General features: G+C 63.4%; 22 protein-coding genes. 14 read left to right on the top strand and 8 right to left on the bottom strand.

Annotated elements, in window-relative coordinates; all coding sequences use genetic code 11:
* Positions 1 to 70: 70 nt before the first annotated feature.
* The 3 genes from dnaE (at position 71) to lipA (ending at position 5,113) form a co-directional block, all read left to right on the top strand.
* On the top strand, positions 71 to 3,532 hold the full coding sequence (dnaE, locus tag HUN39_RS11250) for a DNA polymerase III subunit alpha (protein ID WP_175094603.1): 3,462 nt from the start codon (positions 71 to 73) through the stop codon (positions 3,530 to 3,532).
* Between the two features lie 216 nt (positions 3,533 to 3,748).
* A complete protein-coding gene (locus HUN39_RS11245) occupies positions 3,749 to 4,078 on the top strand; it encodes a hypothetical protein (RefSeq protein WP_175094602.1) in 330 nt (109 codons plus the stop codon).
* Between the two features lie 36 nt (positions 4,079 to 4,114).
* Positions 4,115 to 5,113 (top strand): lipoyl synthase, encoded by a 999-nt coding sequence (gene lipA / locus HUN39_RS11240; protein WP_175094601.1) that lies wholly within the window; start codon positions 4,115 to 4,117, stop codon positions 5,111 to 5,113.
* A gap of 351 nt (positions 5,114 to 5,464) precedes the next feature.
* Here the strand turns inward: lipA and HUN39_RS11235 are convergent, their stop codons facing one another.
* On the bottom strand, positions 5,465 to 5,962 hold the full coding sequence (locus tag HUN39_RS11235; RefSeq protein ID WP_175094600.1) for a hypothetical protein: 498 nt from the start codon (positions 5,960 to 5,962) through the stop codon (positions 5,465 to 5,467).
* Positions 5,963 to 6,092: 130 nt separating this feature from the next.
* On the opposite strand from HUN39_RS11235, the gene HUN39_RS11230 reads away from it, so the two are divergent.
* Positions 6,093 to 6,563: a type II toxin-antitoxin system RatA family toxin gene (locus tag HUN39_RS11230; RefSeq protein ID WP_175094599.1), complete on the top strand. Its 471-nt coding sequence runs from the start codon at positions 6,093 to 6,095 to the stop codon at positions 6,561 to 6,563.
* Here the strand turns inward: HUN39_RS11230 and HUN39_RS11225 are convergent.
* The 3 genes from HUN39_RS11225 to HUN39_RS11215 form a co-directional block, all read right to left on the bottom strand.
* A complete protein-coding gene (locus tag HUN39_RS11225) occupies positions 6,548 to 7,057 on the bottom strand; it encodes a CinA family protein (RefSeq protein WP_175094598.1) in 510 nt (169 codons plus the stop codon). The two genes, HUN39_RS11230 and HUN39_RS11225, sit on opposite strands and share 16 nt — an antisense overlap.
* A 199-nt stretch (positions 7,058 to 7,256) precedes the next feature.
* The gene (arfB, locus tag HUN39_RS11220; protein WP_175094597.1) at positions 7,257 to 7,682 is read right to left on the bottom strand and encodes an alternative ribosome rescue aminoacyl-tRNA hydrolase ArfB; all 426 of its coding nucleotides are present in this window, start codon (positions 7,680 to 7,682) and stop codon (positions 7,257 to 7,259) included.
* A 393-nt stretch (positions 7,683 to 8,075) separates the two neighbouring features.
* Positions 8,076 to 9,287 carry a bifunctional 2-C-methyl-D-erythritol 4-phosphate cytidylyltransferase/2-C-methyl-D-erythritol 2,4-cyclodiphosphate synthase gene (locus tag HUN39_RS11215; RefSeq protein ID WP_175094596.1) on the bottom strand — a complete coding sequence of 404 codons (1,212 nt, stop codon included), beginning with the start codon at positions 9,285 to 9,287 and terminating at the stop codon, positions 8,076 to 8,078.
* Positions 9,288 to 9,387: 100 nt separating this feature from the next.
* Here HUN39_RS11215 and dusB point away from each other — a divergent pair, with 100 nt between their 5' ends.
* The 7 genes from dusB (at position 9,388) to hflX (ending at position 18,683) form a co-directional block, all read left to right on the top strand.
* Positions 9,388 to 10,437, top strand: coding sequence for a tRNA dihydrouridine synthase DusB (gene dusB / locus HUN39_RS11210; protein WP_175094595.1), 1,050 nt, complete (start codon positions 9,388 to 9,390; stop codon positions 10,435 to 10,437).
* On the top strand, positions 10,434 to 11,606 hold the full coding sequence (locus tag HUN39_RS11205; protein ID WP_175094594.1) for a two-component system sensor histidine kinase NtrB: 1,173 nt from the start codon (positions 10,434 to 10,436) through the stop codon (positions 11,604 to 11,606). The genes dusB and HUN39_RS11205 overlap by 4 nt, the downstream gene beginning before the upstream one ends.
* A gap of 28 nt (positions 11,607 to 11,634) precedes the next feature.
* Positions 11,635 to 13,110 (top strand): nitrogen regulation protein NR(I), encoded by a 1,476-nt coding sequence (gene ntrC, locus HUN39_RS11200; protein WP_175094593.1) that lies wholly within the window; start codon positions 11,635 to 11,637, stop codon positions 13,108 to 13,110.
* Between the two features lie 55 nt (positions 13,111 to 13,165).
* A complete protein-coding gene (locus HUN39_RS11195; RefSeq protein WP_175094592.1) occupies positions 13,166 to 15,454 on the top strand; it encodes a sensor histidine kinase NtrY-like in 2,289 nt (762 codons plus the stop codon).
* Complete coding sequence (ntrX, locus tag HUN39_RS11190) at positions 15,454 to 16,821, top strand: nitrogen assimilation response regulator NtrX (protein ID WP_175094591.1); 1,368 nt, start codon at positions 15,454 to 15,456, stop codon at positions 16,819 to 16,821. The genes HUN39_RS11195 and ntrX overlap by 1 nt, the downstream gene beginning before the upstream one ends.
* A gap of 229 nt (positions 16,822 to 17,050) precedes the next feature.
* Complete coding sequence (gene hfq / locus HUN39_RS11185) at positions 17,051 to 17,314, top strand: RNA chaperone Hfq (protein WP_014889711.1); 264 nt, start codon at positions 17,051 to 17,053, stop codon at positions 17,312 to 17,314.
* A gap of 4 nt (positions 17,315 to 17,318) precedes the next feature.
* Positions 17,319 to 18,683, top strand: coding sequence for a GTPase HflX (gene hflX / locus HUN39_RS11180; RefSeq protein ID WP_175094590.1), 1,365 nt, complete (start codon positions 17,319 to 17,321; stop codon positions 18,681 to 18,683).
* 145 nt (positions 18,684 to 18,828) lie between these two features.
* Here hflX and mazG read toward each other — a convergent pair whose 3' ends face one another.
* The 4 genes from mazG to HUN39_RS11160 all read right to left on the bottom strand — a co-directional run bounded on the left by mazG (position 18,829) and on the right by HUN39_RS11160 (position 22,485).
* Positions 18,829 to 19,653, bottom strand: a complete 825-nt coding sequence (mazG, locus tag HUN39_RS11175; RefSeq protein WP_175094589.1) for a nucleoside triphosphate pyrophosphohydrolase — start codon at positions 19,651 to 19,653, stop codon at positions 18,829 to 18,831.
* Between the two features lie 71 nt (positions 19,654 to 19,724).
* Positions 19,725 to 20,390: a cold-shock protein gene (locus HUN39_RS11170; RefSeq protein WP_175094588.1), complete on the bottom strand. Its 666-nt coding sequence runs from the start codon at positions 20,388 to 20,390 to the stop codon at positions 19,725 to 19,727.
* A gap of 512 nt (positions 20,391 to 20,902) precedes the next feature.
* Positions 20,903 to 21,697, bottom strand: a complete 795-nt coding sequence (locus HUN39_RS11165) for an MBL fold metallo-hydrolase (RefSeq protein WP_175094587.1) — start codon at positions 21,695 to 21,697, stop codon at positions 20,903 to 20,905.
* A complete protein-coding gene (locus tag HUN39_RS11160; RefSeq protein ID WP_175094586.1) occupies positions 21,694 to 22,485 on the bottom strand; it encodes a TatD family hydrolase in 792 nt (263 codons plus the stop codon). The genes HUN39_RS11165 and HUN39_RS11160 overlap by 4 nt, the downstream gene beginning before the upstream one ends.
* Before the next feature lie 270 nt (positions 22,486 to 22,755).
* Here HUN39_RS11160 and HUN39_RS11155 point away from each other — a divergent pair, with 270 nt between their 5' ends.
* The 3 genes from HUN39_RS11155 to HUN39_RS11145 all read left to right on the top strand — a co-directional run bounded on the left by HUN39_RS11155 (position 22,756) and on the right by HUN39_RS11145 (position 24,611).
* Positions 22,756 to 23,022, top strand: a complete 267-nt coding sequence (locus HUN39_RS11155; RefSeq protein WP_175094585.1) for a hypothetical protein — start codon at positions 22,756 to 22,758, stop codon at positions 23,020 to 23,022.
* Entirely contained in the window at positions 23,019 to 24,167 is a 1,149-nt protein-coding gene (locus HUN39_RS11150; protein WP_175094584.1) for a CapA family protein, read from the top strand. Before HUN39_RS11155 ends, HUN39_RS11150 begins: the two co-directional genes overlap by 4 nt.
* Positions 24,168 to 24,242: 75 nt before the next feature.
* Positions 24,243 to 24,611: a VOC family protein gene (locus tag HUN39_RS11145; RefSeq protein ID WP_175094583.1), complete on the top strand. Its 369-nt coding sequence runs from the start codon at positions 24,243 to 24,245 to the stop codon at positions 24,609 to 24,611.
* The last annotated feature ends 6 nt before the right edge of the window (positions 24,612 to 24,617 follow it).

The following is a 24,617-nucleotide window of genomic DNA, read 5'->3' as shown; positions in this document are numbered from 1 at the left end:
GAGTTCCGGGACGCGGCGCGAAATTGTAGAATTCGGCCCGAATCCGTCCGCGTCCTCAAGGCCTCCGACCATGCCTGCCGCCGAAGCCGGCTTCGTGCATCTTCACGTCCACACCGCCTATTCGCTGCGCGAGGGCGCGCTTTCGCTTGGCAAGCTGCTTGATCTCGCGGTGCGCGACCTCCAGCCCGCGCTCGCTGTCACCGACACCAATAATCTCTTCGCGGCCCTGGAATTTTCCGAGAAGGCGGCCAAGGCTGGCCTCCAACCGATCGCGGGCGCACAGCTCCGCGTCGACTTCGGCGACGGCAAGGGCGGCGCAGTCGCGGCGCGAGACGATCGTATCGCCAATATCGTGCTGCTGGCCAAGACCGAGGCCGGCTATCGCAATTTGATGCGGCTCGCCTCGCGCGCCTTTCTCGATGTCGAGCAGGGCGACGAGCCGCGTCTGACGCTCGACGCGCTGGCTGCTGACGCCGGGGAGCTGATCGCGCTGACCGGCGGGCCGGATGGCGCGTTGGACCGCGCCCTGGCGCAGGGCAGGCCGGAGCAGGCGCGTGCGCGCCTCGCAACGCTCGAGCGTCTCTACGGCGATCGGCTCTATATCGAGGTCCAGCGCCACAGTTTGCGTTCTCAACGCGACGTGGAGCCGCAGCTACTGGACCTCGCCTATCGTCGCGGCTTGCCGCTCGTGGCGACGAATGAACCCTATTTCGCTCAGCCCGCCGATTTTGAAGCGCATGACGCGCTGCTCTGTATCGCCGAAGGCGCGGTGACCAGCGTCGACGATCGGAGGCGGGTCTCGCCCGAGCACTACTTCAAGACTCGCGCCCAAATGTACGCGCTTTTCGCCGATCTCCAAGAGGCGACCGCCAACACGCTGGAGATCGCCCGTCGCGTCAGCTTCCGGCCCCAAACGCGCAAGCCGATCATGCCGCGCTTCGTCCAGGAGGCGCGCGATGGGCATGCTCTCGACGAAATCGAGGCGCAGGAGCTGCGCCGTCAAGCGATCGAAGGGCTGGAGCAGCGCCTCGCCGCGCATGGGCCGGCGCCGGGCCGAACGCGGGAAGAATACGCCGCGCGACTCGATTTTGAACTTTCCGTCATCGAGAAGATGCGCTTTCCCGGCTATTTCCTCATCGTCTCCGACTTCATCAAATTCGCCAAATCCCAGGGAATTCCGGTCGGACCGGGACGCGGCTCCGGTGCGGGTTCGCTCGTCGCCTATGCGCTGACCATCACCGATCTGGATCCGGTTCGCTTCGGACTCTTCTTCGAACGCTTCCTCAACCCTGAGCGCAATTCGATGCCGGACTTCGACATCGACTTCTGCCAGACGCGGCGCGGCGAGGTGATCGACTATGTCAGACGCCGCTATGGCGCCGACCGGGTGGCGCAGATCATCACCTTTGGCTCGTTCCTGGCGCGCGGCGTTTTGCGCAGCGTCGGTCGCGTGCTCGAAATGCCGCTCGGACAGGTCGACAAGCTCGCCAAGCTGGTGCCGCAGAATCCGGCCAAGCCCGTCACGCTCGCCGAGGCGCTGGCGAGCGAGCAGAAGTTGCGCGAGGCCGTGGAGGAGGACGAGCGCGTCAGGCGGCTCTTTAAAATCGCCGGCTCGCTCGAAGGGCTTTATTCCAACGCCTCCACCCACGCCGCGGGCGTCGTCATCGGCGACCGCCCGCTGCACGAGGTGACGCCGCTTTACCGCGATCCAAAGTCCGACATGCCGGCGACCCAGTTCAATATGAAGTGGGTCGAGCCGGCGGGATTGATCAAATTCGATTTTCTCGGTCTGAAGACGCTGACGGTGCTCGCAACGGCGAGCAGTTTGGCGCGCCGCCGCGACCCTGGTTTCGACCTCGCCAAGGTTCCGCTCGATGATCCGGCGACTTATGCGCTGCTCGGCCGCGGCGAGACAGTCGGGATATTCCAGCTGGAAAGCGCGGGCATGCGCAAGGCGCTGGTCGAAATGCACGCGGATCGCTTCGAGGACATCATCGCGCTCGTGGCGCTGTATCGCCCGGGACCGATGGCGAATATCCCCACTTATTGCGCGGTGAAGCTCGGCGATGAGGAGGCGGATTATTACCATCCCAAGATCGAGCCCATACTGAAGGAGACCTTCGGCGTCATCATCTACCAGGAGCAGGTGATGCAGATCGCCCAGGTGCTCTCCGGCTATACGCTGGGCGAAGCCGATATGCTCCGCCGCGCCATGGGCAAAAAAATCAAGTCCGAGATGGACGCCCAGCGCGAGCGCTTCGTGAAGGGGGCGATCGAACGCGAGGTAAAGGCGGACCTCGCCAATTTCATCTTCGACCTCCTGGCGAAATTCGCCGATTATGGCTTCAACAAGAGCCATGCGGCGGCCTATGCGCTGATCGCCTATCAGACGGCCTGGTTCAAGACGCATTATCCGGCGGAGTTCCTCGCCGCCTCAATGACCTTCGACAAGAGCCAGACCGACAAGCTCGCCGAGTTCCGCGACGAGGCGCGGCGCATGGGCATCGCGGTCGAACCGCCGTCGATCAATGAGTCGGGCGTCGACTTCGACGTCGCGCAGGACGCCGAAGGCAGACTCGCGATCCGCTACGCATTTTCGGCGATCAAGGGCGTCGGAGAAGCGCAGGCCGAGTCTCTCGTGCGCTCCCGAGGGGCGCGCCAATTTGCGAGTCTCGCCGACGTCGCGAGACGGCTGAACCCGCGCGAAGTGAACAAGAAGACGCTGGAGAGCCTTACGGCCTGCGGCGCCTTCGACGAAATCGAGCCCAATCGCGCCAGGGCTTTCGCCGCGATCGAACCGATGCTCGCCGCCGCGAACAGGCACGCCGAGGACCGCAAGGCCGGACAAAATGCGCTCTTTGGCGAAGCCGAGCCTGCGGATCTCGCGGTTCCAAAGACGCCGCCCTGGCCAGCGGCCGAGACGCTGCGACGCGAATATGAAGCCGCCGGCTTTTTCCTCTCGGGCCATCCGCTCGACGCTTACGCCGGCCTCTTGCCGAAAATCCGCGTGTCGCGTTGGAGCGAATTCGCCGCCTCGGTCAAGCGCGGCGCGACCGCCGGCCGACTCGCCGCCGTGGTTCTGGACAGGACCGAGAGGCGCACCAAATCCGGGTCCAAGATGGGCATCTTGCAGCTCTCGGACGTCAGCGGACACTATGAGGCGATCCTCTTCCAGGAGGGGCTGACGCAATATCGCGACCTTTTGGAGAAGGGCGCGGCGGTGCTCGTGACCCTCTCCGCGGCTGTCGAGGGCGAGGACGTCCGGGCGCGCATCGTTGCTGTCGAACCTTTGGCCGCGGCGGCGGCGCGCGCGCAGAAGGGACTGCGCGTCGTGGTCGGCGACGAGGGGCCGCTCGACGGGATCAAGACTCGGCTCGCCGGCCGTGGCGACGGCGAGGTGTCGATTCTTCTGAAGCGCGATGCGGGACGGGAGGAAATCGAAATCCGACTGCCCGGAAGCTATCCGATCACTCCGGACGTCGCTGGCGCGCTGCGCGCCATTCCGGGCGTTCTGGAGGTCGAATATCTGTAGGCGCCAGTTCAACTTAAACTATAAGTTTAAGCTATAACTTTATGATTATTAAGTATTTAAATATCTTGGTTGTGAATCAGCTTGGCGATCGCGACGCCGCGCGCCCCGCGCAGGTGAAATCTTTCCAGCAGACGCCGGGAACAAAAGCTCGTCGAGATCGTTAATGGGCCGTTAGCTCTAGCTGCAACCTTTTCCTCACCCCGCCGGGAGGCCCTCATGGACGCGTTGCTCTCCGCCGCAGCCGCGATCGTTGGCGCGCCCAACGCGCAGTTCCTCGCCCTTCTGCTCATCGGCGGGCTTGTCGGCTGGAGCGCGACAAAGCTCTCGCATGTTCTGCACGCCGATGTTCGAGCAGGGGCTTTGCTGCTCTCGGGGGTCACGGGGGCATGGCTGGCGGCCGAACTCGCCGTTCGGGCAGGAGTGGGCCAGCGCTGCGCAGACGCGGTCCTGATCGCCGGCGCGATTGGCGCGGCGCTGTTCTGCGTCGGATGCCGGGCGCTCCCTGACGCCAATAGATCTTCCGAGGACATTGCCGTCCGCCATTGATATGCCTAGCTTGGTGAGAGAGGAGACTCTCCGCTCTTGACCGTGCTTGATCTCTTGAACGACGACCCCCGCAAGAAACGGGGGGAGCCGCCTCTCCGTCATCCTGAAAAGGCGGGCCGGCCCGACGCGCCCATTCTGCGCAAGCCGCCGTGGATTCGCGTCAAAGCGCCGGGTTCGAAGGCCTGGGCGGAAACCAGCGGCCTCTTGAAGGACGCCGGGCTCGCGACCGTGTGCCAGGAGGCGTCCTGTCCCAACATCGGCGAATGCTGGGAGAAAAAACACGCCACCTTCATGATCATGGGCGAGATCTGCACGCGCGCCTGTGCGTTCTGCAATGTCGCCACGGGCCTGCCGACGCCGCTCGACCCGACCGAGCCGGGCAGGGTCGCCAAAGCCACGCGCGCTCTCGGCCTGTCGCATGTCGTGGTGACGTCCGTCGATCGCGACGATCTCGATGACGGCGGCGCCGATCATTTCGCCGAGACCATCGTCGCCATCCGGTCGGCGTGTCCCGAAACAACGATCGAAGTGCTCACGCCGGACTTCCTCAGGAAGCCTGGCGCGCTGGAGCGGGTGGTGGCGGCGGGCCCCGACGTCTTCAATCACAATCTCGAGACCGTGCCGTCGCTCTATGTCACCGTGCGGCCGGGCGCGCGCTATTTTCATTCGCTGCGGCTGCTTCAGCGCGCCAAGGAGCTGAACCCCTCACTTTTCACCAAGTCCGGAATCATGGTCGGGCTCGGCGAAAGCCGTCTCGAAGTGATGCAGGTGATGGACGACATGCGCTCGGCGGACATCGATTTCATCACCATCGGCCAATATCTGCAGCCGACGCGCAAGCACCACGCGATCGAGCGCTTCGTGACGCCGGAGGAATTCGAGTCCTATAAGACGCTCGCCTATGCGAAGGGCTTTCTCTACGTCGCCGCCTCGCCGCTCACCCGCTCGTCGCATCATGCGGGAGAGGATTTCGCCAAGCTGCGCGCGGCGCGCCAGCGACGGCTCGCGCTCGGCGAGGCGAGCCCGATAAGTTGAGCGTCGCCGCCTTTCAGATCACACCCACGCGGGGCCTTCGACGCTGGAAGCGGCCCCTCGTCCTTCGAGACGCGTGCTGCGCACGCTCTCAGGATGAGGGGCCTTTGATTCCGTAGCCGCTCCGAGCTGATCGGAGAACGCTGCCCTCAGAAGCTGAGCGGCTAATTCCATCGTGTCTTGCCCCAGTAAGCAGTCCTCATCCTGAGGAGCCGCCAAAGGTGGCGTCTCGAAGGACGAGGACTGCGCCATTCGGAATTTGCATGACGCTTAGAACGCGACCGAGGCTGACCGAGTGGTGTGAGCGTGCTGGGCCGGGAGCGGCGCGAGGCTGCGCCGCCTGAAATAAGTCTCTTACGCGGCGCCAAGCGCCGTGGAGATTTCCGCCAGGGTGGCGCGTTCGGCGTCGGTGACCTTCACCCCGCCAAAGCCCAGAAAGCCCCCTTCGACGCCCGCTTCCGCCACCAGATTGGCGATATGGTTGAGCCAGTCCTTGAACGCCTTCGACTCATTGGGCGCCTTCGAATCGAGGATGGAGGCGGTGCGGCGCAACTCGACGAGCGCCCGATCCTTGAACTCGTCCACTTTGGCCCCGTCGACCACGCCCTTCACCCCATCGCGGGCCGCAGTGCGTCCGTCGGGCGTGAGAAGGTCCTCGACGACCGCCTTGATCAGCGCGTCGGCGTTGGGATCCGATTTTGCGGTGGCCAAAGCCTTGGCGCTCGCGAAACCCTCCTGCAGCGTTCCGATAAAGCCGCTCGGGTCGCCGGCGCTGACGGCGAAGCCGGCCAGCAGCGGCGATTCAAGCAGTTTTTTCCATTCATCAGCTGTGAAATCAGATTTGTTGGCCATTGTTTCCTCCGTAGAATATCTCAGGAGCCAGCGAGAGCTCGTCGATAGAACTGCGATGCGACGCAATTGTTCCAGCCGCGTGACGGCGCCGACTTTTGCCGCTCTCGTCAATGAACTAGAAGCTTGGCTCATGAAGAGTTTTCGCAACCGTCGCCACGTGCCGCACAGCGCAGGAGAAATGTTTGCGCTGGTGCGCGACGTTGAATCCTATCCGCAATTCGTGCCCCTCTGCGAGGCCGTTCGCATCCGGCGACGATCGGAGGTCTCGCCTGGGGTCGAGGTGTCGCTGATCGAGATGCAGGTTGGCTTCAAAGCGATCTGTGAGCGCTATGTGAGCCGCGTCTGCTGCGACTTCAACAAATTAGACATCAGGGTCGAGTGCGCCGAGGGACCGTTTCGAAAGCTCGACAATCGCTGGACGTTTCGCGACGAGCCGGCGGCGAGCGGCGGCGCGCCCCGGTCGATGATCGAGTTCTTCATCGCCTATGAATTCAAGAGCCCGGCGCTTGGCTTTGTGATGGGCGCGATGTTTGATCGCGCGTTCCACAAATATGCGGACGCCTTCGCCGCACGCGCCGACGCGGTTTACGGCCGCCGCTGAGCCGCGTCGACGGCGTCTATCATCATATCCAGCGCTTGCATGACGGAGGCGGCGCGGATCTCGGCGCGCGACAGCGGTCCATAGCGCCGCTCGACATGGTCGACGCCGCCGTCGCGCCGGGCGCAGGCGAAATGAACGAGCCCCACAGGCTTTTCGAGCGAACCGCCGCCGGGTCCGGCGACGCCCGTCACCGCGACGGCGACATCGGCCAGCGCGTGTTCGATGGCGCCCAGCGCCATGGCGCGCGCGACCTCGGCGCTGACGGCGCCATGGCGCTCGATGAGCGGCCAGGGAACGCCGAGCATGTCGCGCTTCGCCTCATTGGAATAGGTGACGAACCCGCGCTCGAACACGTCGGACGAGCCTGGGATTTCGGTGAGCGCTGCGGCGACGAGCCCGCCGGTGCAGGATTCGGCGCTCGCAAGACGCAGGCCTTTGGCGCGGGCTCTGTCGAGAAGCGCGTTAGCTTTTACGTATGTCGTATGTTCACTCATTACGTATCTCGTAAATTCGTATTACGTATCTCATATGAAATCCTTGGAACGGCTCAAGTGTCATTCCCGACGCGCGCAACGCGCGCGATCGGGAATCCAGAGCAAAACCGGCGTTCTTGGATCAGCCCTGGATTCCCGGTCAGGCCTTCGGCCTCCGGGAATGACACGGCCCAACAGGACGGATCAGCCGGAATCCGTATCATAACTCGTGCGTCGGCTTGCCGCGAAGCGCCTTCACGTCGCCGCGCTGCTTCTTGCCGTCGAGACGCCTCAGCTTCGAGCCGAGCGTCGGCCGGGTTTTCTTTCGCGGCGGGGGCGGCGGAGCCGCCGCGATGCGGATGAGGTCGATGAGGCGCTCGAGCGCATCCGCCCGGTTGCGCTCCTGCGTGCGATGGCGGCGCGCTTCGATGAGGATGACGCCATCCTTCGTCAACCGCCGGCCGGCGAGGCGCGCCAGCCGCGCCTTCACATCATCCACGAGGCTGGGCGAATTTCGGATGTCAAAGCGCAGCCGCACGGCGGTTTCGACCTTCTGCACATTCTGGCCGCCGGGTCCCGACGCGCGCGCAAATTCCTCCACGATTTCCCATTCGTGGAGCGCGATTCTATCGGTCACGCAGATCATGAGAGGCCTCGGCTTTGCGAACCGGCCTTATAGCAGGTCATGCGCACAATGGACGCTGCACAGCGAGCTGCTCTCTGGGCGATCGGGTAAAGGGTTTCCTCATCCTGAGGAGGCCTCGAAGAGGCCGTCTCGAAGGACGAGGAAACCCGTTTTCGCCATTCTCCTCACCCTCGTCCTTCGAGACGCCGCCTTCGATCTCGGGCCTGCCCGAGATCGACATTAAATTCGCAAGTCGGGTAAACCCGACTTGCGGGCGGCTCCTCAGGATGAGGGTGAGGAAAACCATTCGTCACTCAATCGTCCTTGGGCTGCCCTTGGTCGTCATTACGACCACGCGCGAAGCGCAGTGGGAAGCAATCGCGATTGGGAGCAGACGCAGGTTCGATCAGCCTCTCACGGCAACCTTACCGTCGCGATCGCCAGCGCCGCCATGCCTTCGCCTCTGCCGGTAAAGCCGAGTCTCTCCGTCGTCGTCGCCTTGATCGCGACGCGGCCGATCTCGACGCCCATCGTCGCCGCGAGGCTTTCGCGAATCCGCTCCCGGTGCGGGCCGATCTTCGGCGCTTCGCAAATGATGGTGGCGTCGACATTGGCGATTACGCCGCCGCGCGCGCGCACGAGTTCGCAGGCGCGCGCCAGAAAGATCGACGACGCCGCGCCCTTCCACTGCGGATCGGAGGGCGGGAAATGCGCGCCGATATCGCCCTCGGCGATGGCGCCAAGAATGGCGTCGGTGATCGCGTGGGACACAACATCGGCATCCGAATGGCCGGCAAGGCCATGCGTATGCGGAATCGCGACGCCGCCGAGCCAGACGGAATCGCCGGGTCCGAAGGCGTGGACGTCATAGCCCTGACCCATGCGGATGTCGGGCAGATCGGCGAATGCGGGTTGCTTCAACTGCTCCATGGCGCGGGCGAAGTCCTGTTGCGTCGTGAGTTTGAAATTGGCGGCGTCGCCGTCAAAAATATGCACCTTCACGCCGGCGGCCTCGGCGATCATGGCGTCGTCGGTATAGTCGCGCCCGCCCGCGGCCGCTGCGCGATGGGCGGTCATTATGAGATCGAAGCGAAAGGACTGCGGCGTCTGCACGGCGCGGAGCCTCGCGCGATCGGGCGTCGCGACGACGACGCCGGCGTCGTCGATCTGCTTTATCGTATCGGCAAGCGGCACGCCGGGGGCGGCGGCGCCATGGATCGCGGCCGCCTCGATCGCGCGCGCGATGAGCGCAGCGTCCGCGAAAGGACGCGCGGCGTCGTGAATCAGCACGATGTCCGGCGCGCCCTCGGCCGCGAGCGCCTCGAGGCCGTTTCTGACGCTTTCTTGCCGGCTCGCGCCGCCGAAGGCTGGCGGCAGAAGCCGCGCCCGATCGGAAGGGCAAAGCTCCGCTATGCTCGCGGCATAATGGTCGAGGTCGTCTTTATGGATGACGACCTTGAGCGCGGCCTGGGGCATGGCCATATGCAGCCCATGCAGCGTTCGGGCGAGCAGCGTCACGCCGGCGATCGGCCGGTATTGTTTGGGCGGGCCTTCGCCCGCGCGCGCGCCGCGCCCGCCGGCGACGATCAGGATGGCGATGGATGGATTGACGTGAGCGGCGCCCATGGCCGCTCTCTGTCGGTTTTCGCCAACGCCGTCAAATGCCAACGGGCGGGAGAAATGCTATGTTGCAAGTGCGAAGGGAAATGCTTATGATGTGGGCAAGATGGCTACTGCCAAAAAACTAGGCGTTGGCTTTGCCCCTTCGCCTCTGAGCATTGGCGGGATCACGCTGACGGGTCGCGCGCTGCTTGCGCCGATGGCCGGCGTGACCGACCCGACCATGCGCCGCATCGCGTCGCGTCTGGGGGCGTCGGCGACGGTGAGCGAGATGGTGACCGCCGCTGGCGTCGCCCGCGGCGATCGCGAGACGGCGATGCGGCTGGAATGCGCCGGCGTCGGGCCGCGAGTCATTCAGATCGCCGCGCGCGAGCCGGAAGAAATGGCGGCCGCCGCGCGAAGCGCCGAATCCTCTGGAGCTGACTGGATCGACATCAACATGGGTTGTCCTTGCAAGCGTGTCACCGGAGGCCTCGCGGGCGCCGCGCTGATGCGCGATCTCGATCAAGCGGAGCGGCTGATCTCTGCGGCTCGCGAGGCAATATGCGTGCCGCTGAGCGTCAAGATGCGGTTGGGCTGGGATGATTCGACCCAAAACGTCGCGGAGTTGGCGCGCCGCGCGGAAGCCGAAGGCGCCGCGATGATCACTGTGCACGGGCGCACGCGCCAGCAATTTTATGCAGGCCGGGCCGACTGGCGCGCGATCGCGGCGGCGAAAGCGGCCGTGCGAATTCCGGTGATCGCCAATGGCGACTGCGCCGGCGAAGACGACGCCGTCGAGATGCTCGAGTCTTCCGGGGCCGATGGGGTCATGATCGGTCGGGCGGCCATGGGGCAGCCCTGGATCGTCGGCGATATCGCGCATTTTCTGCAGACCGGCGAGCGACGGGCGCCGCCGACGCTGGCGCAGCGCGCTGAAATCGCGCGCGAACACCTCGAAGGTCTGCTGGCGTCGATGGGCGCGTCGGCTGGGTTGAGGCACGCGCGCAAACATCTCGCCGCCTATGTCGATCGCCTCGTGGGTCGCTTGGCGGGACATGCCGCGGCCGACGCGCGTCACGCGCTGGTCACGACACAGTCGCCTGACGAGGCGGCGCGGCTGATTGAGCTGATTTTTCTGAAGGCGCAGCCGGCAGAGCAGGGGATCGCGGCATGAGCGTTTTCGACCGCCCCCGACGCAATAGCGCGCATTGCGGTAGCTATGAGCCGCTCAAGATCATCAATGACGCCGGCCGATCATGCATGCTCGAGGCTCTGCCCAATGCGATCCTGACTGTCGCCCGCGATGGCGTCATTGAGGACGCCAACGCCGCCGCGGAGGCCTTCTTTGAGCTCGGCAAGCCCCTGCTCATCGGGCAGTCGCTCGATCGGCTGCTGCCCTTCGGATCGCCGCTCACCGCGCTCATCGAGCAGGTTCGCGAACGTGGCGCGACAATCAATGAATACAAGGTCGATCTCGGTCGGCCTGGCCAGGAAGCCGACCGACGCGTCGACGTTCATTGCGCGCCGCTGCCCGAGGGCGACGGGCTTGTGCTTGTTATGCTGCAGGAGCGAACAATTGCCGATAAAATAGACAGGCAACTGACGCATCGCGGCGCTGTTCGCTCGGTTTCGGGGCTGGCCTCGATGCTGGCGCACGAAATCAAGAATCCGCTGTCCGGCATTCGCGGCGCCGCACAACTACTCGAATCCGCGCTCGGCGATCAGGACCGCGCGCTGACGCGGCTGATTTGCGACGAGACCGATCGGATTGTGCGTCTTGTCGACCGGATGGAGGTTTTTTCCGACGCGCGTCCGTTGCAGCGCGAGCAGGTGAACATCCATTCGGTGCTGGATCACGTGAAGCGCGTCGCCCAGAGCGGATTCGCCCGCAATGTTCGCTTCGTCGAGAATTACGACCCATCGCTGCCGCCGGTTTACGCCAATCGCGATCAACTGGTGCAGGCCTTCCTCAATCTCGTGAAGAACGCGGCGGAAGCCGTCGGCGAAGCCGTCGATGGGGAGATCGAACTCTCGACCGCTTTCCGGCCCGGCGTCAGCCTGCGCGCGCTTGGCGAGAAAAGCCCGATCGGCCTGCCGCTCGAATTTTGCGTGCGCGACAATGGCCCCGGCGTTCCGGAAGACATCGCCGCGCATCTCTTTGATCCCTTTGTGACGACCAAGTCGACAGGAACTGGCCTCGGACTTGCACTGGTTGCGAAGATCGTCAACGACCACGGCGGCATCGTGGAGTGCGAGTCCCTCCCGAGGCGCACGACCTTCCGGGTGCTGATGCCAATGTACAGGCCAAAACGGGCCGAGCAACGCGAGGAACGGCGTGCATGACATCTCGCAGAGGCGGGAGAACGAAGTAATGACGCGAGGAGAAATTCTGGTCGCCGACGACGATGCTTCTATTCGCACGGTCGTCGCGCAGGCGCTTTCGCGTGCGGGCTATGAAGTGCGCACCACCGGCGCGGCCGCGACCTTGTGGCGTTGGGTGCAGTCGGGCGAGGGCGATCTCGTCGTCACCGACGTCGTCATGCCCGACGAGAACGCTTTCGAGCTTCTGCCGCGCATCAAAAAGCTGCGTCCCGAACTCCCGATCATCGTCATGAGCGCGCAAAACACGTTCATGACGGCTATTCGGGCGTCCGAGCGTGGCGCATACGACTATCTGCCGAAACCTTTCGATCTCAAGGAGCTCGTCGGCATCGTCGGCCGCGCCATGGCCGAGCCCCGCAAACGGCCCGAAGATGACCACCACGATGAGATCGAGGGCATGCCGCTCGTCGGCCGCTCCCCGGCGATGCAGGAAATCTATCGTTCGCTCGCGCGATTGATGCAGACCGACCTGACGGTGATGATCAATGGCGAGTCTGGAACCGGCAAGGAACTCGTCGCCCGCGCCCTGCACGATTACGGAAAGCGCAAGAAGGGCCCCTTCGTCGCCGTCAATATGGCGGCGATTCCGCGCGATCTGATCGAAAGCGAACTCTTCGGCCATGAGAAGGGCGCCTTCACCGGCGCCAACCAGCGATCGGCCGGCCGCTTCGAGCAGGCCGAGGGCGGCACGCTGTTTCTCGACGAGATCGGCGACATGCCGATGGAGGCGCAGACCAGGCTGCTTCGTGTGCTGCAGCAGGGCGAATACACGACCGTTGGCGGGCGCACGCCGATCAAGACCAATGTCCGGATCATCGCCGCCACCAACAAGGATCTGCGGATCCTCATCCAGCAGGGCCTGTTCCGCGAGGATCTTTACTTCCGCCTCAACGTCGTGCCGCTTCGGCTGCCGCCGCTGCGCGAGCGCGCCGAGGACATTCCCGACCTCGTGCATCACTTCTTCAAAGTGGCGGCGAGCGAAGGACTGCCGCAGAAATACATCGATCAGGCTGCGCTCGACCGGATGAAGAAATATCGCTGGCCGGGCAATATCCGCGAACTCGAAAACCTCATCCGCAGGCTCGCCGCGCTGCACCCGCAGGAGGTCATTTCGGACCAGCTCGTCGAGGCCGAACTCGAACATGAGATTCGGCAGGCTGACCCGGGCGGCGACAAAGGCTCAGCCGCAGCCGCGTCGTCGCAAGAATTGTTTGACGGACAAACGCTTTCGAGTTCCGTCGAGCTTCATCTGGCCAAGCTCTTCCGCGACTATGGAGATCAGTTGCCGCCGCCCGGTCTCTATCACCGGATCATTCGCGAGATCGAGATCCCGCTTGTCTCCGCGGCGCTCGCGGCGACGCGCGGCAATCAGATCAAGGCGGCGGAATTGCTCGGACTGAACCGCAACACGCTGCGCAAGAAAGTGAACGATCTCGACATCCGTCTGATGCGTTCGCCGCGATAGCGACTCTTCTGGCCGTTCAATTGCAACCGGCGCGGGCGGAGCCTATACAGGCGCCATGGCCCTGACCGGAGACTCGGCTTCTCCGCTAAAGGCGAAAGGCAGAACGCCGTTTCGCAGCTGGTTCGGCCCGATCATCGTGATCGGCGCCGTCGGCTGTGCTTTGGCTACGTTCCTGGTCGTGGCCGAATTCGGCGCGATATCGCCGACGGACGACCGTTTATTGCCGTTGCTCATCGTCAACGGCGTCTTTGTCGCCGTTCTGCTCGCGATGGTGATCGTCAAGGCCTGGCGCCTCTACCGCGTCTGGCGGCGCGGCGAAGCGGCGGCGCGCCTTCATGTGCGCACGGTCGGCTTTTTCGCGGTCATTGCTTTGATCCCGGCGATTCTGCTTGCCGTAGCGGGATCGCTGACGCTGGAGCGCGTGCTCAATCCCGCCTTCATGTCGAGCGTCAAGGTCTTCGTCCACAACACGGCGGAAGCCGCGGCCGTGTTCCGCGAGAGTCAGTGCCGGGCGCTCCTGCAGGAGGCGCAGCTCACGGCCTCGGACCTCGATCGCGCGAGCATCCTTTTCAATTCCGACCGACCCTATTTTCACCAGATATTTCAGTCGCGGGCGTATTTCCTGGGCTTCTCTGTCGCGGCCCTGGTGAAATCCAACGGCGAAATTCTCGACCGCGTCGACGTGGCGCAGAACGCCGCCGCCATCATCATCGCCCCGCCGCAATCCGAGTTCGACGACGCACGGCGCGGGGAGCCGCTGTGCCTCGTTATCGATGACGGCAAGAGCTTCGTCGCTTTGCGCGCGCTCAACGCCTTTCAGGATACTTTCCTTTACGTCACCCGGCCCATCGACCCGATCGCGGTGGAGTTTCCCAAACAGGCTCAAAGCCTGATCAGCAGCTACGACGCCTTCGATTCCTATCGCGCCGCCGTGCAGCGGGCCTTCGTGCTGATGTACGCCTTCCTGACGACGATCATGCTGCTGTCGTCCATCTGGTTCGGACTGGATTTCGCCGACCGGCTGGTGACGCCGATCCGCGACCTGATCGCCGCAACCGACGAGGTGTCGGCGGGCAATCTTGACGTTCGCGTCAACGTCGACAAGCAGCATGGCGATTTGGCGCGCCTCGGCGACGTCTTCAACAATATGACGACCGAGCTCAATCTTCAGCAAAACCGGCTGATCGAGGCCAATCGGATCAATGACGAACGTCGCGAATTCACCGAGGCCGTGCTCTCCGGCGTGCCGGTCGCGGTTATGGGCGTGGACTCGGAAAGCGTCGTCACCATTCTCAACCGCTCAGCCGAGGAACTGTCGCTGGCGGACCCGACGGGGCAGGCGACCGTCGGCGCCTCGGTGGCGTCGGTCTTGCCGGAGATCGTCCCCATCCTGAAGGACGCGGCGGAAGTTTTTCCGCGCGCCGTTCAAAGCCAGATCATCATCAAGCGCGGCGTCGCCGAGCGCACCTTGAATGTGCGAGTCACCTCGGCGCGCGCCGATGCGGGACAACACAACTACGTGGTGACGCTCGACGACATCACGGACCTCGTGATGGCGCAGCGCACCTCCGCCTGGGCGGACGTCGCACGGCGCATCGCTCACGAGATTAAGAATCCTTTGACGCCGATCCAGCTTTCGGCCGAGCGGCTGCGCCGCAAATACGGCAAGGTCATCCAGGAAGATCGAGACATTTTCGACCAATGCACAGATACGATCGTACGCCAGGTCGACGACATCAAGCGTATGGTCGATGAGTTTTCGTCCTTTGCGCGTATGCCGAAGGCGCGCCCGGCGCGCGACGATCTCAACGAATGCATTCGGCAGGTCGCGTTCCTCATGCGCGTCGGCAACGCCGATCTCGACATCGTCGAAGACTTGCCCGAAACGCCCGTCATCGCGCAGTTCGATCGCCGCTTGCTGTCGCAGGCGCTCACCAATATCGTGAAGAACGCCGTCGAAGGCATCGCCGCACGCGAAGAAAAAGACGCTCTGGAAAAGGGACGAGTCGAAATCAAGTTGGATGTGCGCGATCGCATGGCGGAAATCGACGTGATCGATAATGGTAAGGGCTTCCCGGCGATGAACCGGCAGCGCTTGCTTGAGCCTTACATGACGACGCGATCGGACGGCACCGGACTGGGCCTGCCGATCGTCGCCAAGATCGTCGAGGATCACGGAGGCCGGCTGGAGCTGCTGGACGCGCCGTCGGGTCGGGGGGCCTGCGTCAGGCTCATCGTGCCCCTGGCCGCGGAGACATCCTCGAAAGAGGAGCCACGCGCGGCGGGCGCACAGGATGAAAAAGCGCCAGCGTATGCACGTGAGCCGGGACAGAGCGGGGTATAATGGCAAGCGATATTTTGATTGTCGACGATGAAGAGGACATCAGAGAGCTTGTCGCCGGAATTCTGAGCGACGAAGGGCACGGGGTCCGCACCGCCAAAGACTCCGACGAAGCGCTTGCGGCGATCGCAAGCCGCCGTCCGCATCTCGTTTTTCTCGACATCTGGCTGCAAGGGTCTAGGCTCGACGGCCTCCAGGTGCTCGAACTCGCGCAGAAGCAGCACAAGGGCTTGCCCGTCGTCATGATCTCGGGCCACGGCAATATTGAAACCGCGGTCAGCGCGATCAAGATCGGCGCATACGACTTTATTGAAAAGCCGTTTAAGGCGGATCGGCTGGTGCTCGTCGCCGAACGGGCGCTCGAAGCCTATCAGCTGCGGCGCGAACTTTCGGCGCTGCGCCAGCGGGCAGGAGCCTTCGACCGCATCGTCGGCGATTCGCCGGCGGCGCATCAGCTGCAGCAGCTCATTGGCCGCGTCGCCCCTGTGAATTCGCGCGTGCTGATCACCGGTGCCCCTGGGACAGGCAAGGAACTCGCCGCCCGCTGCATCCACGAGGCGTCGAGTCGCGCCGGGGGGCCGTTCGTCGTCATCAATTCGGCCACGATCACGCCGGAGAACATGGAAATCGAGCTGTTCGGCCGCGAAGGCGCCGACGGCGAACACAAGATCGGCGCGCTTGAGGAGGCGCATGGCGGAACGCTGTTCCTCGACGAAATCGCCGACATGCCGAAGGATTCGCAGGCGAAAATCCTGCGCGTGCTGGTCGATCAGACGTTTCAGCGGGTTGGCGGATCGAACAAGGTCGAGGTCGACGTGCGCATCATCTCGTCCTCGGCGCGCGATCTCGCGTCGGCGATCGAAGAGGGCACGCTGCGCGAGGATCTGTTTCATCGCCTCGCGGTGGTGCCAATCCGGATTCCCTCGCTGGCGGAACGGCGCGAGGATATCCCGGCGCTCATCAACTATTTCATGGAGAATATGTCGCTCGCGTCCGGCATGCCGCGCCGACGGATTTCGGAGGACGCTCTCGCGGTCCTGCAGTTGCACGACTGGCCCGGCAACATCCGCCAGTTGAGAAATAATGTCGAGCGCTTGATGATCCTCACGTCTGGCGATTCCAGCGGGACGATCACGGCCGAAATGCTTCCGGCCGATGTCGGCGAACTCGTTCCGGCGACTCCCGCGGGCGTGCGTGGCGAAAAACTGATGAGCCTACCGCTCAGAGAGGCGCGGGAAGTTTTCGAACGCGAATACCTTGTCGCCCAGCTCAATCGCTTTTCCGGGAATATTTCCCGAACAGCGGAGTTCATCGGCATGGAGCGCTCGGCCTTACACCGAAAACTTAAGTCGCTGTCGGTAGAGTCATAGAAACATTAACTTAGATGAGCTAGTTAAAGCGTTGCATTATGTTGGCGGCAAATGCAGGCGCGGAGTCAAAGCCGGACGCCTCCCATAAACTGGCGGCGGAAAGCGCTCGACTTGCGCCTTGCGCTTCGCCATTTGAAAGGTTCTAATGACCACGGCGGCGAAAAAAGAAGAACGATCCCCTGGGGGCGGCGTCATTCCGCTCGGCTCAAAAAACAGAACAGGACAGCCGATGTCGTCAGAGCGTTCGCAGAATCTGCAAGATACATTTTTGAATTTCGTCAGGAAGAATAAAGTCCCGCTCACGATCTTCCTCGTCAATGGCGTCAAGCTCCAGGGAATCGTCACCTGGTTCGATAATTTTTGCCTCTTGCTGCGGCGAGATGGGCATTCTCAGCTCGTCTACAAGCACGCCATCTCGACGATCATGCCCGGACACCCCATACAAATGTTTGAGCCGGGCGAGGACGAGGGCCAGGCCGACAAGCAACGGTAGGCGATTGAAGGCTGACAGCGGAGCAGATAACGGGACGACGCCGAATGGCGCCGGAGCCCGCGCATTGGTCATTGGGCCCTATGTGACTCAAGGCGGCGCGGAGCGTGCGCGCGACACGGCTGCGCGTCTCATGGAGGCGGTGGGGCTCGCCGAGGCGATCGACCTCGATGTCGTCGGTCAACTGCCCATATCGCTGAACGAGGTTCGACCGGCGACGTACCTAGGGAAGGGCAAGGTCGAGGAGATTGGCGAACTCGTCAAGTCGAAGGACGCCGCGCTCGTGAGCATGGACTGCCAGCTCTCGCCCGTGCAGCAGCGCAATCTCGAAAGGGCGTGGGACGCCAAGGTCATCGACAGGACCGGGCTCATTCTAGAAATCTTCGGGGAGCGCGCCCGAACCAAGGAAGGCGCGCTGCAGGTGGAGCTCGCGCATCTGGCCTATCAGAAGTCGCGGCTCGTCCGCTCCTGGACCCACCTTGAACGCCAGCGCGGCGGTTTCGGCTTTCTTGGCGGCCCGGGTGAAACGCAGATCGAGACGGACCGGCGCCTGATCGAGGAGCGGATGCGGCGCATCGAGCACGATCTTGACAAGGTGAAGCGCACGCGCGCGCTGCATCGTAAGACGCGGCGCGACGTTCCCTATCCGGTGGTCGCGCTCGTCGGCTACACAAACGCCGGAAAGTCCACGCTTTTCAACCGTCTGACCAAGGCCGAGGTGCTGGCGCAGGACATGCTGTTCGCGACCCTCGATCCAACGCTGCGCCAGATCAAACTGCCGCATGGCGCGCGCATCCTGCTCTCCGACACGGTGGGATTCATCTCCGACCTGCCCACCATGCTTGTCTCGGCCTTCCGTGCGACGCTCGAAGAAGTGACGCTCGCCGACGTGGTTCTCCATATTCGCGACGTCGCCCACGAAGATTGGGAAGCGCAGGCGAAGGACGTCGAGTCGATCCTGAGCGAGCTCGGTCTGAAAGGCGAAGCCGAAGGGCGGATTTTGGAAGTTTGGAACAAGATCGACGCGCTCGATCCGGAACGGCTTTCGGCGCTTCAGCTTGCGGTGAGCGGGATCGAGCCTCAACGCCGGCCGACGCTCGTATCCGCCTTGACCGGGCAGGGGCTCGATGAGTTGCTGGCAAGGATCGAGTCCACGCTGGCGGCGGGCCGCGTTCGTTTTGAAATGAACCTCGACGTCGCCGACGGCGAGGGGCTCGCCTGGCTTCACGCCCATACCGAAGTGCTCCAACGCGAAGCGCTGCCGGAGGGCGGCGTGCATCTCGTCGTGCGTATCGATCCTGAACGTTCCGAGGGCCTCGCGAGGCGCTTTCCGCAGGCCGAAATGATCCGCGAAGCCGGCGCGGGGCGCTAGATCACGCTGCATTTGGGCGGAATCGCCCACATGCAGATAAATTGATCGATTCCAAAGTATAGAGCGCGCTCTATGCGAAAAACCGGTTCCCACTTTTTCGCAGCGCGCTCTAACGGACGGCGCGTAATTTTCAGACGTTAGAGAGTCACCCGCGCGGCTTGCGCTCCGCGCCTTTCGCCTCGACCCACAGCGCTTCCATCTCGTCGAGAGACGCTGCTTCAGGCGAACGGCCCATCTCCGCGAGGCGGCGCTCGATGTGGTGAAACCGCCGCTCGAATTTCGTGTTGGCGCCGCGAAGCGCCTGGTCGGGATCGACCTTGGCGTGGCGCGCAAGATTGACGACGACGAACAAGAGATCGCCGATCTCCTCTTCAAGCGCCGGCGAAGCGTCGACCCCGGGACGCGCGAGTTCCGCGGCGACCTCCTCGGTTTCCTCGCGAATCTTGCCGAGAACGTGCTGTGCGTCGTCCCAATCGAAGCCGACACCGGACGCCTTCTGTTGCAGCTTGAGGGCGCGCGTCAGCGCGGGCAGGGCGAGCGGCACGCCGTCAAGCAAACTGGCCGGCGGCGCGCCCTGCTTCGCCGCTTTTTCGCGCGCTTTGATTGCGCTCCATTGTATGGTCACGCCGCCCGCGTCGAGAGGCTGGGCGTCGCCGAAAACGTGCGGATGCCGGCGAATGAGCTTGTCGCAGATCGCGTCGACGACGTCCTTGAAGGCGAAAGCCTCCTGCTCCTGCGCCATTCGGGCATGGAACACGACCTGTAAGAGGAGATCGCCTAACTCGTCTTTGAGATCGGAGAGATCGCCGCGCTCAATAGCGTCGGCGACTTCATACGCTTCTTCGATCGTATAGGGCGCGATCGAGCGGAAATCCTGCTCGAGATCCCAGGGACAACCGCTGCCGGGCGTGCGCAGCGCCGCCATGATTTCGATCAGTCTGGCGACATCGCCGTGCGGTCGTCCGGACATGAGGTCTCCCCAAAAGAAAAGCGCCGCGGCCCTCAAGGAGGATCGCGGCGCGCGGATCTACGGAGCGAGGCTCAATCCAGGATGATCGACAGCGCTTCTCTGCCTTTCGCCGTATCGACGACCTGCATCGTGACTGGCTGCCCCTCGGCGAGCCGGTTCACGCCGGATGGACTCAGAATCGAAATATGGACGAACACGTCTTTGCCGCCGTCGTTCGACTGCACGAAGCCGAAGCCCTTTGTCTCGTCGAACCATTTGACCTTGCCGGAGACCGGAACGGCGGTCGACGGATCGGGCGCCTGGCGACGGGGCCGGGGGCTGTCAAAACCGCCTCCCGCGCGCGGCGGCGGCGGCGGCGCCCGCTCAGCGGCTCCAGCCAAGTCGACTTCGAGAATGCGCGCCACTTGCTGGCCCTTCACCGAGCTCGTGACTTGCACCTGTAACTTCGCGCCGGGCGGCAGCGTGTCGTAACCGGCCGCCTGAACGGCGCCGATATGGAGGAAGGCGTCGCCGGTGCCATTGGCAAGCTCAACGAAGCCGAAGCCCTTGTCAGTTTTAAACCACTTCACAATGGCGTCGACTGCTGGCTCGTTCGACATCGGAGGCGGCGCATCCGGAAATCCGCCGCCAAAGGGTGATCGCGGCGCCCGGCTGGTTCGCTGCGAATCATAGCTATACGGAGCGTCGTCATCAAATCCGCGCTTGCGGGGGCCCCGAAAATCTCTACCTTTGCTCATGTCTACCTGCTCGTCTCCGCCAAAAACGGCAAGACCGCTATGCCAACCTTGTGCGCCCAACCGCTCCAGTTGGCGCGTCTCAAAAAACGCGCCTGCCCGGAAACGACGATGATGTGCCTCTTGAATGCCATATAGTCCCGCGCAGCGAGCCTTTTACCAGAGTTTCGCCCCCGAAAGCCAGAGAATTCCGTGGGGCGATCCAAAAATCCAAACAGTCGCCATAGTTTGACAGCTGACGTCCAAATGCTGCGCCGGCGGGAATGTTTGCGTTTGCAGGAGTTTAGATGAGCCGCGCGGGTGGACTTAACGCGCGATGCGCTGCGCCCGCGCCACATTGTCACCGTAAGGCGTCATCCGAGGAGCCGGGGCGGCGCTCCGTCCGACAAGACATCGGCGCGAAATCTCAGTTTGGCGAAAGGCAAGAGCGGACGGCGCTGGCCGGATCCCGCATCCAAGATTCGCATAATCCATATTATGGAACTAAATGATGTTGTTTGGAGATACGCGCGGCGTCAGACTTCGAGCGCCATTCCGTCAAATGCCGGCGTGACATTTTCCGGCAGCGTCGCGGCGAGCGCTTCGTAATCCAAATCAACGTGCAGATCCGTCAGAACGGCGCGCTTTGGCTTGAAATGCGCGATGAAGTCCAGCGCCTGACTGACGGACAGATGCGTGCCGTGCCGCTGATGGCGCAGCGCGTCGATGATCCAAAGATCCAGCCCTTCGAGATATTGCGCGCTCTCAGGCGGAATGGCGTGAAGATCCGGCGTATAGGCCACGTTGTCGAAGCGAAAGCCGAGTGCGTCCATGTCGCCATGGTCCAACCGAAACGGCGTGGCGACGATCGCGCCGCCGGGTCCGTCGACCGTCTCGGCGCGCCCCAGATGCAGCCGATGTTCGGTCATCAGCGGCGGATAAAAGCTGCCCGGCGGCGTCTTGAAGATGTAGTCGAACTTCGTGGCGAATGACCGCGAAGTCGGCTCGTCCATATAGGCCGGGATTCGCCGTCCGCTCAGAATGACCAAGCCGCGCACATCGTCGACGCCGTGCGTGTGGTCGGCGTGGGGATGGGTATAGAAGACCGCGTCGAGCCGCTTGACGTCGGCGTCGATGAGCTGCTCGCGCAGATCAGGCCCTGTGTCCACAAGCACTTGCGTCGCTGCGTCGGCGGGGCCGCGCGCAACGAGAATCGAGCAGCGCCGGCGCCGATTTTTCGGATTGTCCGGATCGCACTTTCCCCAGCCCTGCCCGACGCGCGGCACGCCGCCGGACGAGCCGCACCCAAGAATCCTGATTCTCAGGCTCACGCGGCGGCGTCCAGAGGCGGCATTTTGGAAAACAGCCGCAGCGCGTTTTCAGTTGTGGCGATTGCAAGTTCGGCGGCGCTGATTCCCTTGACGTCGGCGAGCACGCGCGCAGTGTCGACGACGAAGGCCGGCTCGTTGCGCTTGCCGCGATGGGGCGCCGGCGCAAGGAAGGGCGCGTCGGTTTCGACCAGCATGCGCTCCAGCGGCACGTCGCGGGCGATTTCGCGCAGATATTCGGCGTTCTTGAAGGTCACAACCCCGGAAAAAGAAATATAGAGGCCGAGCTGCAGCGCCGTTTCGGCGAGCGCGCGGCCGCTGGTGAAGCAATGGAGCAGGGCGGGGAAAGCCCCCTTCCCCATTTCGTCTTTCAGAATGGCGGCGCAGTCTTCATCGGCGTCGCGGGTATGAATGACGAGCGGCAGGCCAGTTTCCCTCGCGGCTTGGACGTGAATGCGGAAGATGCGCTGCGCCACCTCGCGGGGCGCATGATCGTAGTGATAATCGAGGCCGGCTTCGCCCAATCCGACGCATTTTGGATGCCGCGATAGACTCACCAGCGCCTCGACGGTCGGCTCGGCCTCTTCGTGCGAATGGTGCGGATGCGTCCCCACCGTGCAAAAGACCTCCGGATAAGTTTCAGCAACGGCCTTCACGCGATCGAATCGCGACAGATGCGTCGAGATCGTGATCATTCTGGCGACGCCGCGCGCCTTTGCGCGGGCGATCGTCTCCGCGAGTTCTGGCGCGAAATCGGGAAAGTCGAGGTGACAATGGGTATCGATGAGCATCAGACTCTGTCAGGAAAGAGCAACATGGCATGGCCTGGGGGCGCTCGTCCTCGGCAACTCCTAGGGGGCTTGATGACGCGCTTGGGCCAATGCGGCAATATGGCTCGGGCGGCGGAAAACACAAATATTTAGCCTGGGGCTCCTTCGCGGCTAAGACACGCGGCGCTATATTTTCTTTGCGATGCAATTCGCCTTTCTCATCGCCGACATCATTCGCGACCGTCAGGGATCAAGCTCGGGCGGGACGTTGCAAGCGCGAGGAGCAAAAACTTGACGCAATCTTCCGCGCCGGACGGCGACGGCCGCCCGCTGGCGACGATCAAGGACGTGACGGACGTCCTCGGCGACATCGACGACGCGACGCTGTCGGCGATCATGGACCTGCGGCCGACGATCGCTGACGTCGAGGAGGCGGCGGTGTGGATGTCCGGCGATCAGGACGTCTTCGGCGCGGGCGCGCCGCTCAAGGACGTGGCCGGAGAAATCGTCTCACTTGTCGCCGGCGACGACGAAGAGAATTTTCCGCCGACCATATGAGCGTCGCCGCGCCGCCGCCGAGCAACGTGGCGCCAGCCGTGCGGCTCTTCCTGTGCGGCGACGTGATGATCGGCCGAGGCGTCGATCAGATCCTGCCGTCGCCCTGCCCGCCCAAGCTCTATGAGGAATATGTTTCCTCGGCCGAAAACTATGTTCGCTTGGCCGAAGCGGCGTCAGGGCCAATTCCGCGGCCCGTCGATTATTCCTATGTCTGGGGCGTCGCGCTCGCCGAGCTTCGCGCGCAAGCGCCCGACGCGCGCATCGTCAATCTCGAAACGAGCGTGACGCGCAGCGAGACGGCCGAACCCAAGGCGATTAATTACCGTGTCAGTCCGCAGAACGCGGAATGTCTGCGCGTCGCCGGCTTCGACTGCTGCGCGCTCGCGAACAACCATGTTCTCGATTGGGGACCCTCCGGCCTCCTCGAGACGCTAGATATGCTTGAGCGTCTGGGCATCGCCGTCACGGGCGCTGGACGCGCCCTCGGCGAAGCGCAGCGGCCTGCGATTATTGAGATCCCGAGCAAGGGACGACGGGTCGTCGTGCTGTCCTTCGCCCTGCCCGACAGCGGAACGCCCTTGGAGTGGGCGGCGACGTCGTCGTCGCCCGGCGTCAATCTTCTGCGCGACCTATCTCCCGCTTGCGTTGACTTCGCCTGCAATCTGGCGCGGAACGCGGCGCAGAGCGGAGATATTCTGGTGATTTCGATCCACTGGGGCTCGAACTGGGGCTATGGCGTTTCGACGGCCCAAAGACAATTCGCCCATCGGCTGATCGAAGACGCCGGCGCGTCCGTCATCCACGGACATTCGTCACATCACGCGAAGGGATTCGAGGTCCATCGCAACCGCTTGGTTCTTTACGGCTGCGGCGATTTCCTGAACGACTATGAGGGCATCAGCGGCTACGAAAGCTTTCGCGGCGATTTATCCCTGATGTATTTCGCAGATATCGATACAAACGGCGATCTCGCGCAACTTCGATTGGTTCCGCTGCATATGCGGCGCTTGCGCCTTGAACGGGCGTCGACCGCCGACGCCGAATGGCTTGCGCAAACGCTCGATCGCGAAAGCGCGGCATTCGGCGTTCGCGTCCGGCGCCAACCAGATGGCGCGCTGTCAGCCTCCTGGTCGGGCGGCGAATAAGCGCCGCGACGCTCGTGACGGGGAGGCCACGACTCCCCATCTGAAATTCGTCGGCACAAAGGCGGAGCTTGATCGATGGCCATCATTCTCAATCACACCATCGTGCCGGCGCGGGACAATGAGGCCGCGGCGCGCTGGTTCGCACGGATTTTCGGTCTGCGCTACGACGGCGCCAAGGGCCATTTCGCGCCGGTGAAGGTCAATAGCGAGTTCACCCTGCTGTTCGACAAAGACGAGGGCTTCGAGTCCAGCCATTACGCCTTCCACGTCAGCGACAAAGAATTTGACGAAATCTTCGGGCGCGTGAAGGACGAAGGCGTCGCCTATGGCAGCGCGCCGGGTCGATTCACCGACGGCCAGCTCAACGACTGGAACGGCGGCCGCGGCGTCTATTTCAAAAGCCCCGACGGCCATGTGCTCGAGCTGATGACCATGCCCCAGTAGCGCGCG

The sequence above is a fragment of the Methylocystis silviterrae genome, assembly GCF_013350005.1.
GTDB classification, from domain to species: Bacteria; Pseudomonadota; Alphaproteobacteria; order Rhizobiales; family Beijerinckiaceae; genus Methylocystis; species Methylocystis silviterrae.
The sequence above is the reverse complement of the archived record's forward strand: the minus strand, read 5'-3'. Positions and strand labels throughout refer to the sequence as shown.

What these genes read in the sequence shown, in the direction of transcription:
- mazG (WP_175094589.1), bottom strand. Translation starts at nt 19,653, where the DNA reads ATGTCCGGACGACCGCACGGCGATGTCGCCAGACTGATCGAAATCATG.
- HUN39_RS11145 (WP_175094583.1), top strand. Translation starts at nt 24,243, where the DNA reads ATGGCCATCATTCTCAATCACACCATCGTGCCGGCGCGGGACAATGAG.
- HUN39_RS11170 (WP_175094588.1), bottom strand. Translation starts at nt 20,390, where the DNA reads ATGAGCAAAGGTAGAGATTTTCGGGGCCCCCGCAAGCGCGGATTTGAT.
- HUN39_RS11195 (WP_175094592.1), top strand. Translation starts at nt 13,166, where the DNA reads ATGGCCCTGACCGGAGACTCGGCTTCTCCGCTAAAGGCGAAAGGCAGA.
- HUN39_RS11230 (WP_175094599.1), top strand. Translation starts at nt 6,093, where the DNA reads ATGAAGAGTTTTCGCAACCGTCGCCACGTGCCGCACAGCGCAGGAGAA.
- HUN39_RS11215 (WP_175094596.1), bottom strand. Translation starts at nt 9,287, where the DNA reads ATGGGCGCCGCTCACGTCAATCCATCCATCGCCATCCTGATCGTCGCC.
- HUN39_RS11205 (WP_175094594.1), top strand. Translation starts at nt 10,434, where the DNA reads ATGAGCGTTTTCGACCGCCCCCGACGCAATAGCGCGCATTGCGGTAGC.
- HUN39_RS11150 (WP_175094584.1), top strand. Translation starts at nt 23,019, where the DNA reads ATGAGCGTCGCCGCGCCGCCGCCGAGCAACGTGGCGCCAGCCGTGCGG.
- hfq (WP_014889711.1), top strand. Translation starts at nt 17,051, where the DNA reads ATGTCGTCAGAGCGTTCGCAGAATCTGCAAGATACATTTTTGAATTTC.
- HUN39_RS11235 (WP_175094600.1), bottom strand. Translation starts at nt 5,962, where the DNA reads ATGGCCAACAAATCTGATTTCACAGCTGATGAATGGAAAAAACTGCTT.
- HUN39_RS11245 (WP_175094602.1), top strand. Translation starts at nt 3,749, where the DNA reads ATGGACGCGTTGCTCTCCGCCGCAGCCGCGATCGTTGGCGCGCCCAAC.
- dnaE (WP_175094603.1), top strand. Translation starts at nt 71, where the DNA reads ATGCCTGCCGCCGAAGCCGGCTTCGTGCATCTTCACGTCCACACCGCC.
- arfB (WP_175094597.1), bottom strand. Translation starts at nt 7,682, where the DNA reads ATGATCTGCGTGACCGATAGAATCGCGCTCCACGAATGGGAAATCGTG.
- HUN39_RS11160 (WP_175094586.1), bottom strand. Translation starts at nt 22,485, where the DNA reads ATGCTCATCGATACCCATTGTCACCTCGACTTTCCCGATTTCGCGCCA.
- ntrX (WP_175094591.1), top strand. Translation starts at nt 15,454, where the DNA reads ATGGCAAGCGATATTTTGATTGTCGACGATGAAGAGGACATCAGAGAG.
- HUN39_RS11225 (WP_175094598.1), bottom strand. Translation starts at nt 7,057, where the DNA reads ATGAGTGAACATACGACATACGTAAAAGCTAACGCGCTTCTCGACAGA.
- dusB (WP_175094595.1), top strand. Translation starts at nt 9,388, where the DNA reads ATGGCTACTGCCAAAAAACTAGGCGTTGGCTTTGCCCCTTCGCCTCTG.
- ntrC (WP_175094593.1), top strand. Translation starts at nt 11,635, where the DNA reads ATGACGCGAGGAGAAATTCTGGTCGCCGACGACGATGCTTCTATTCGC.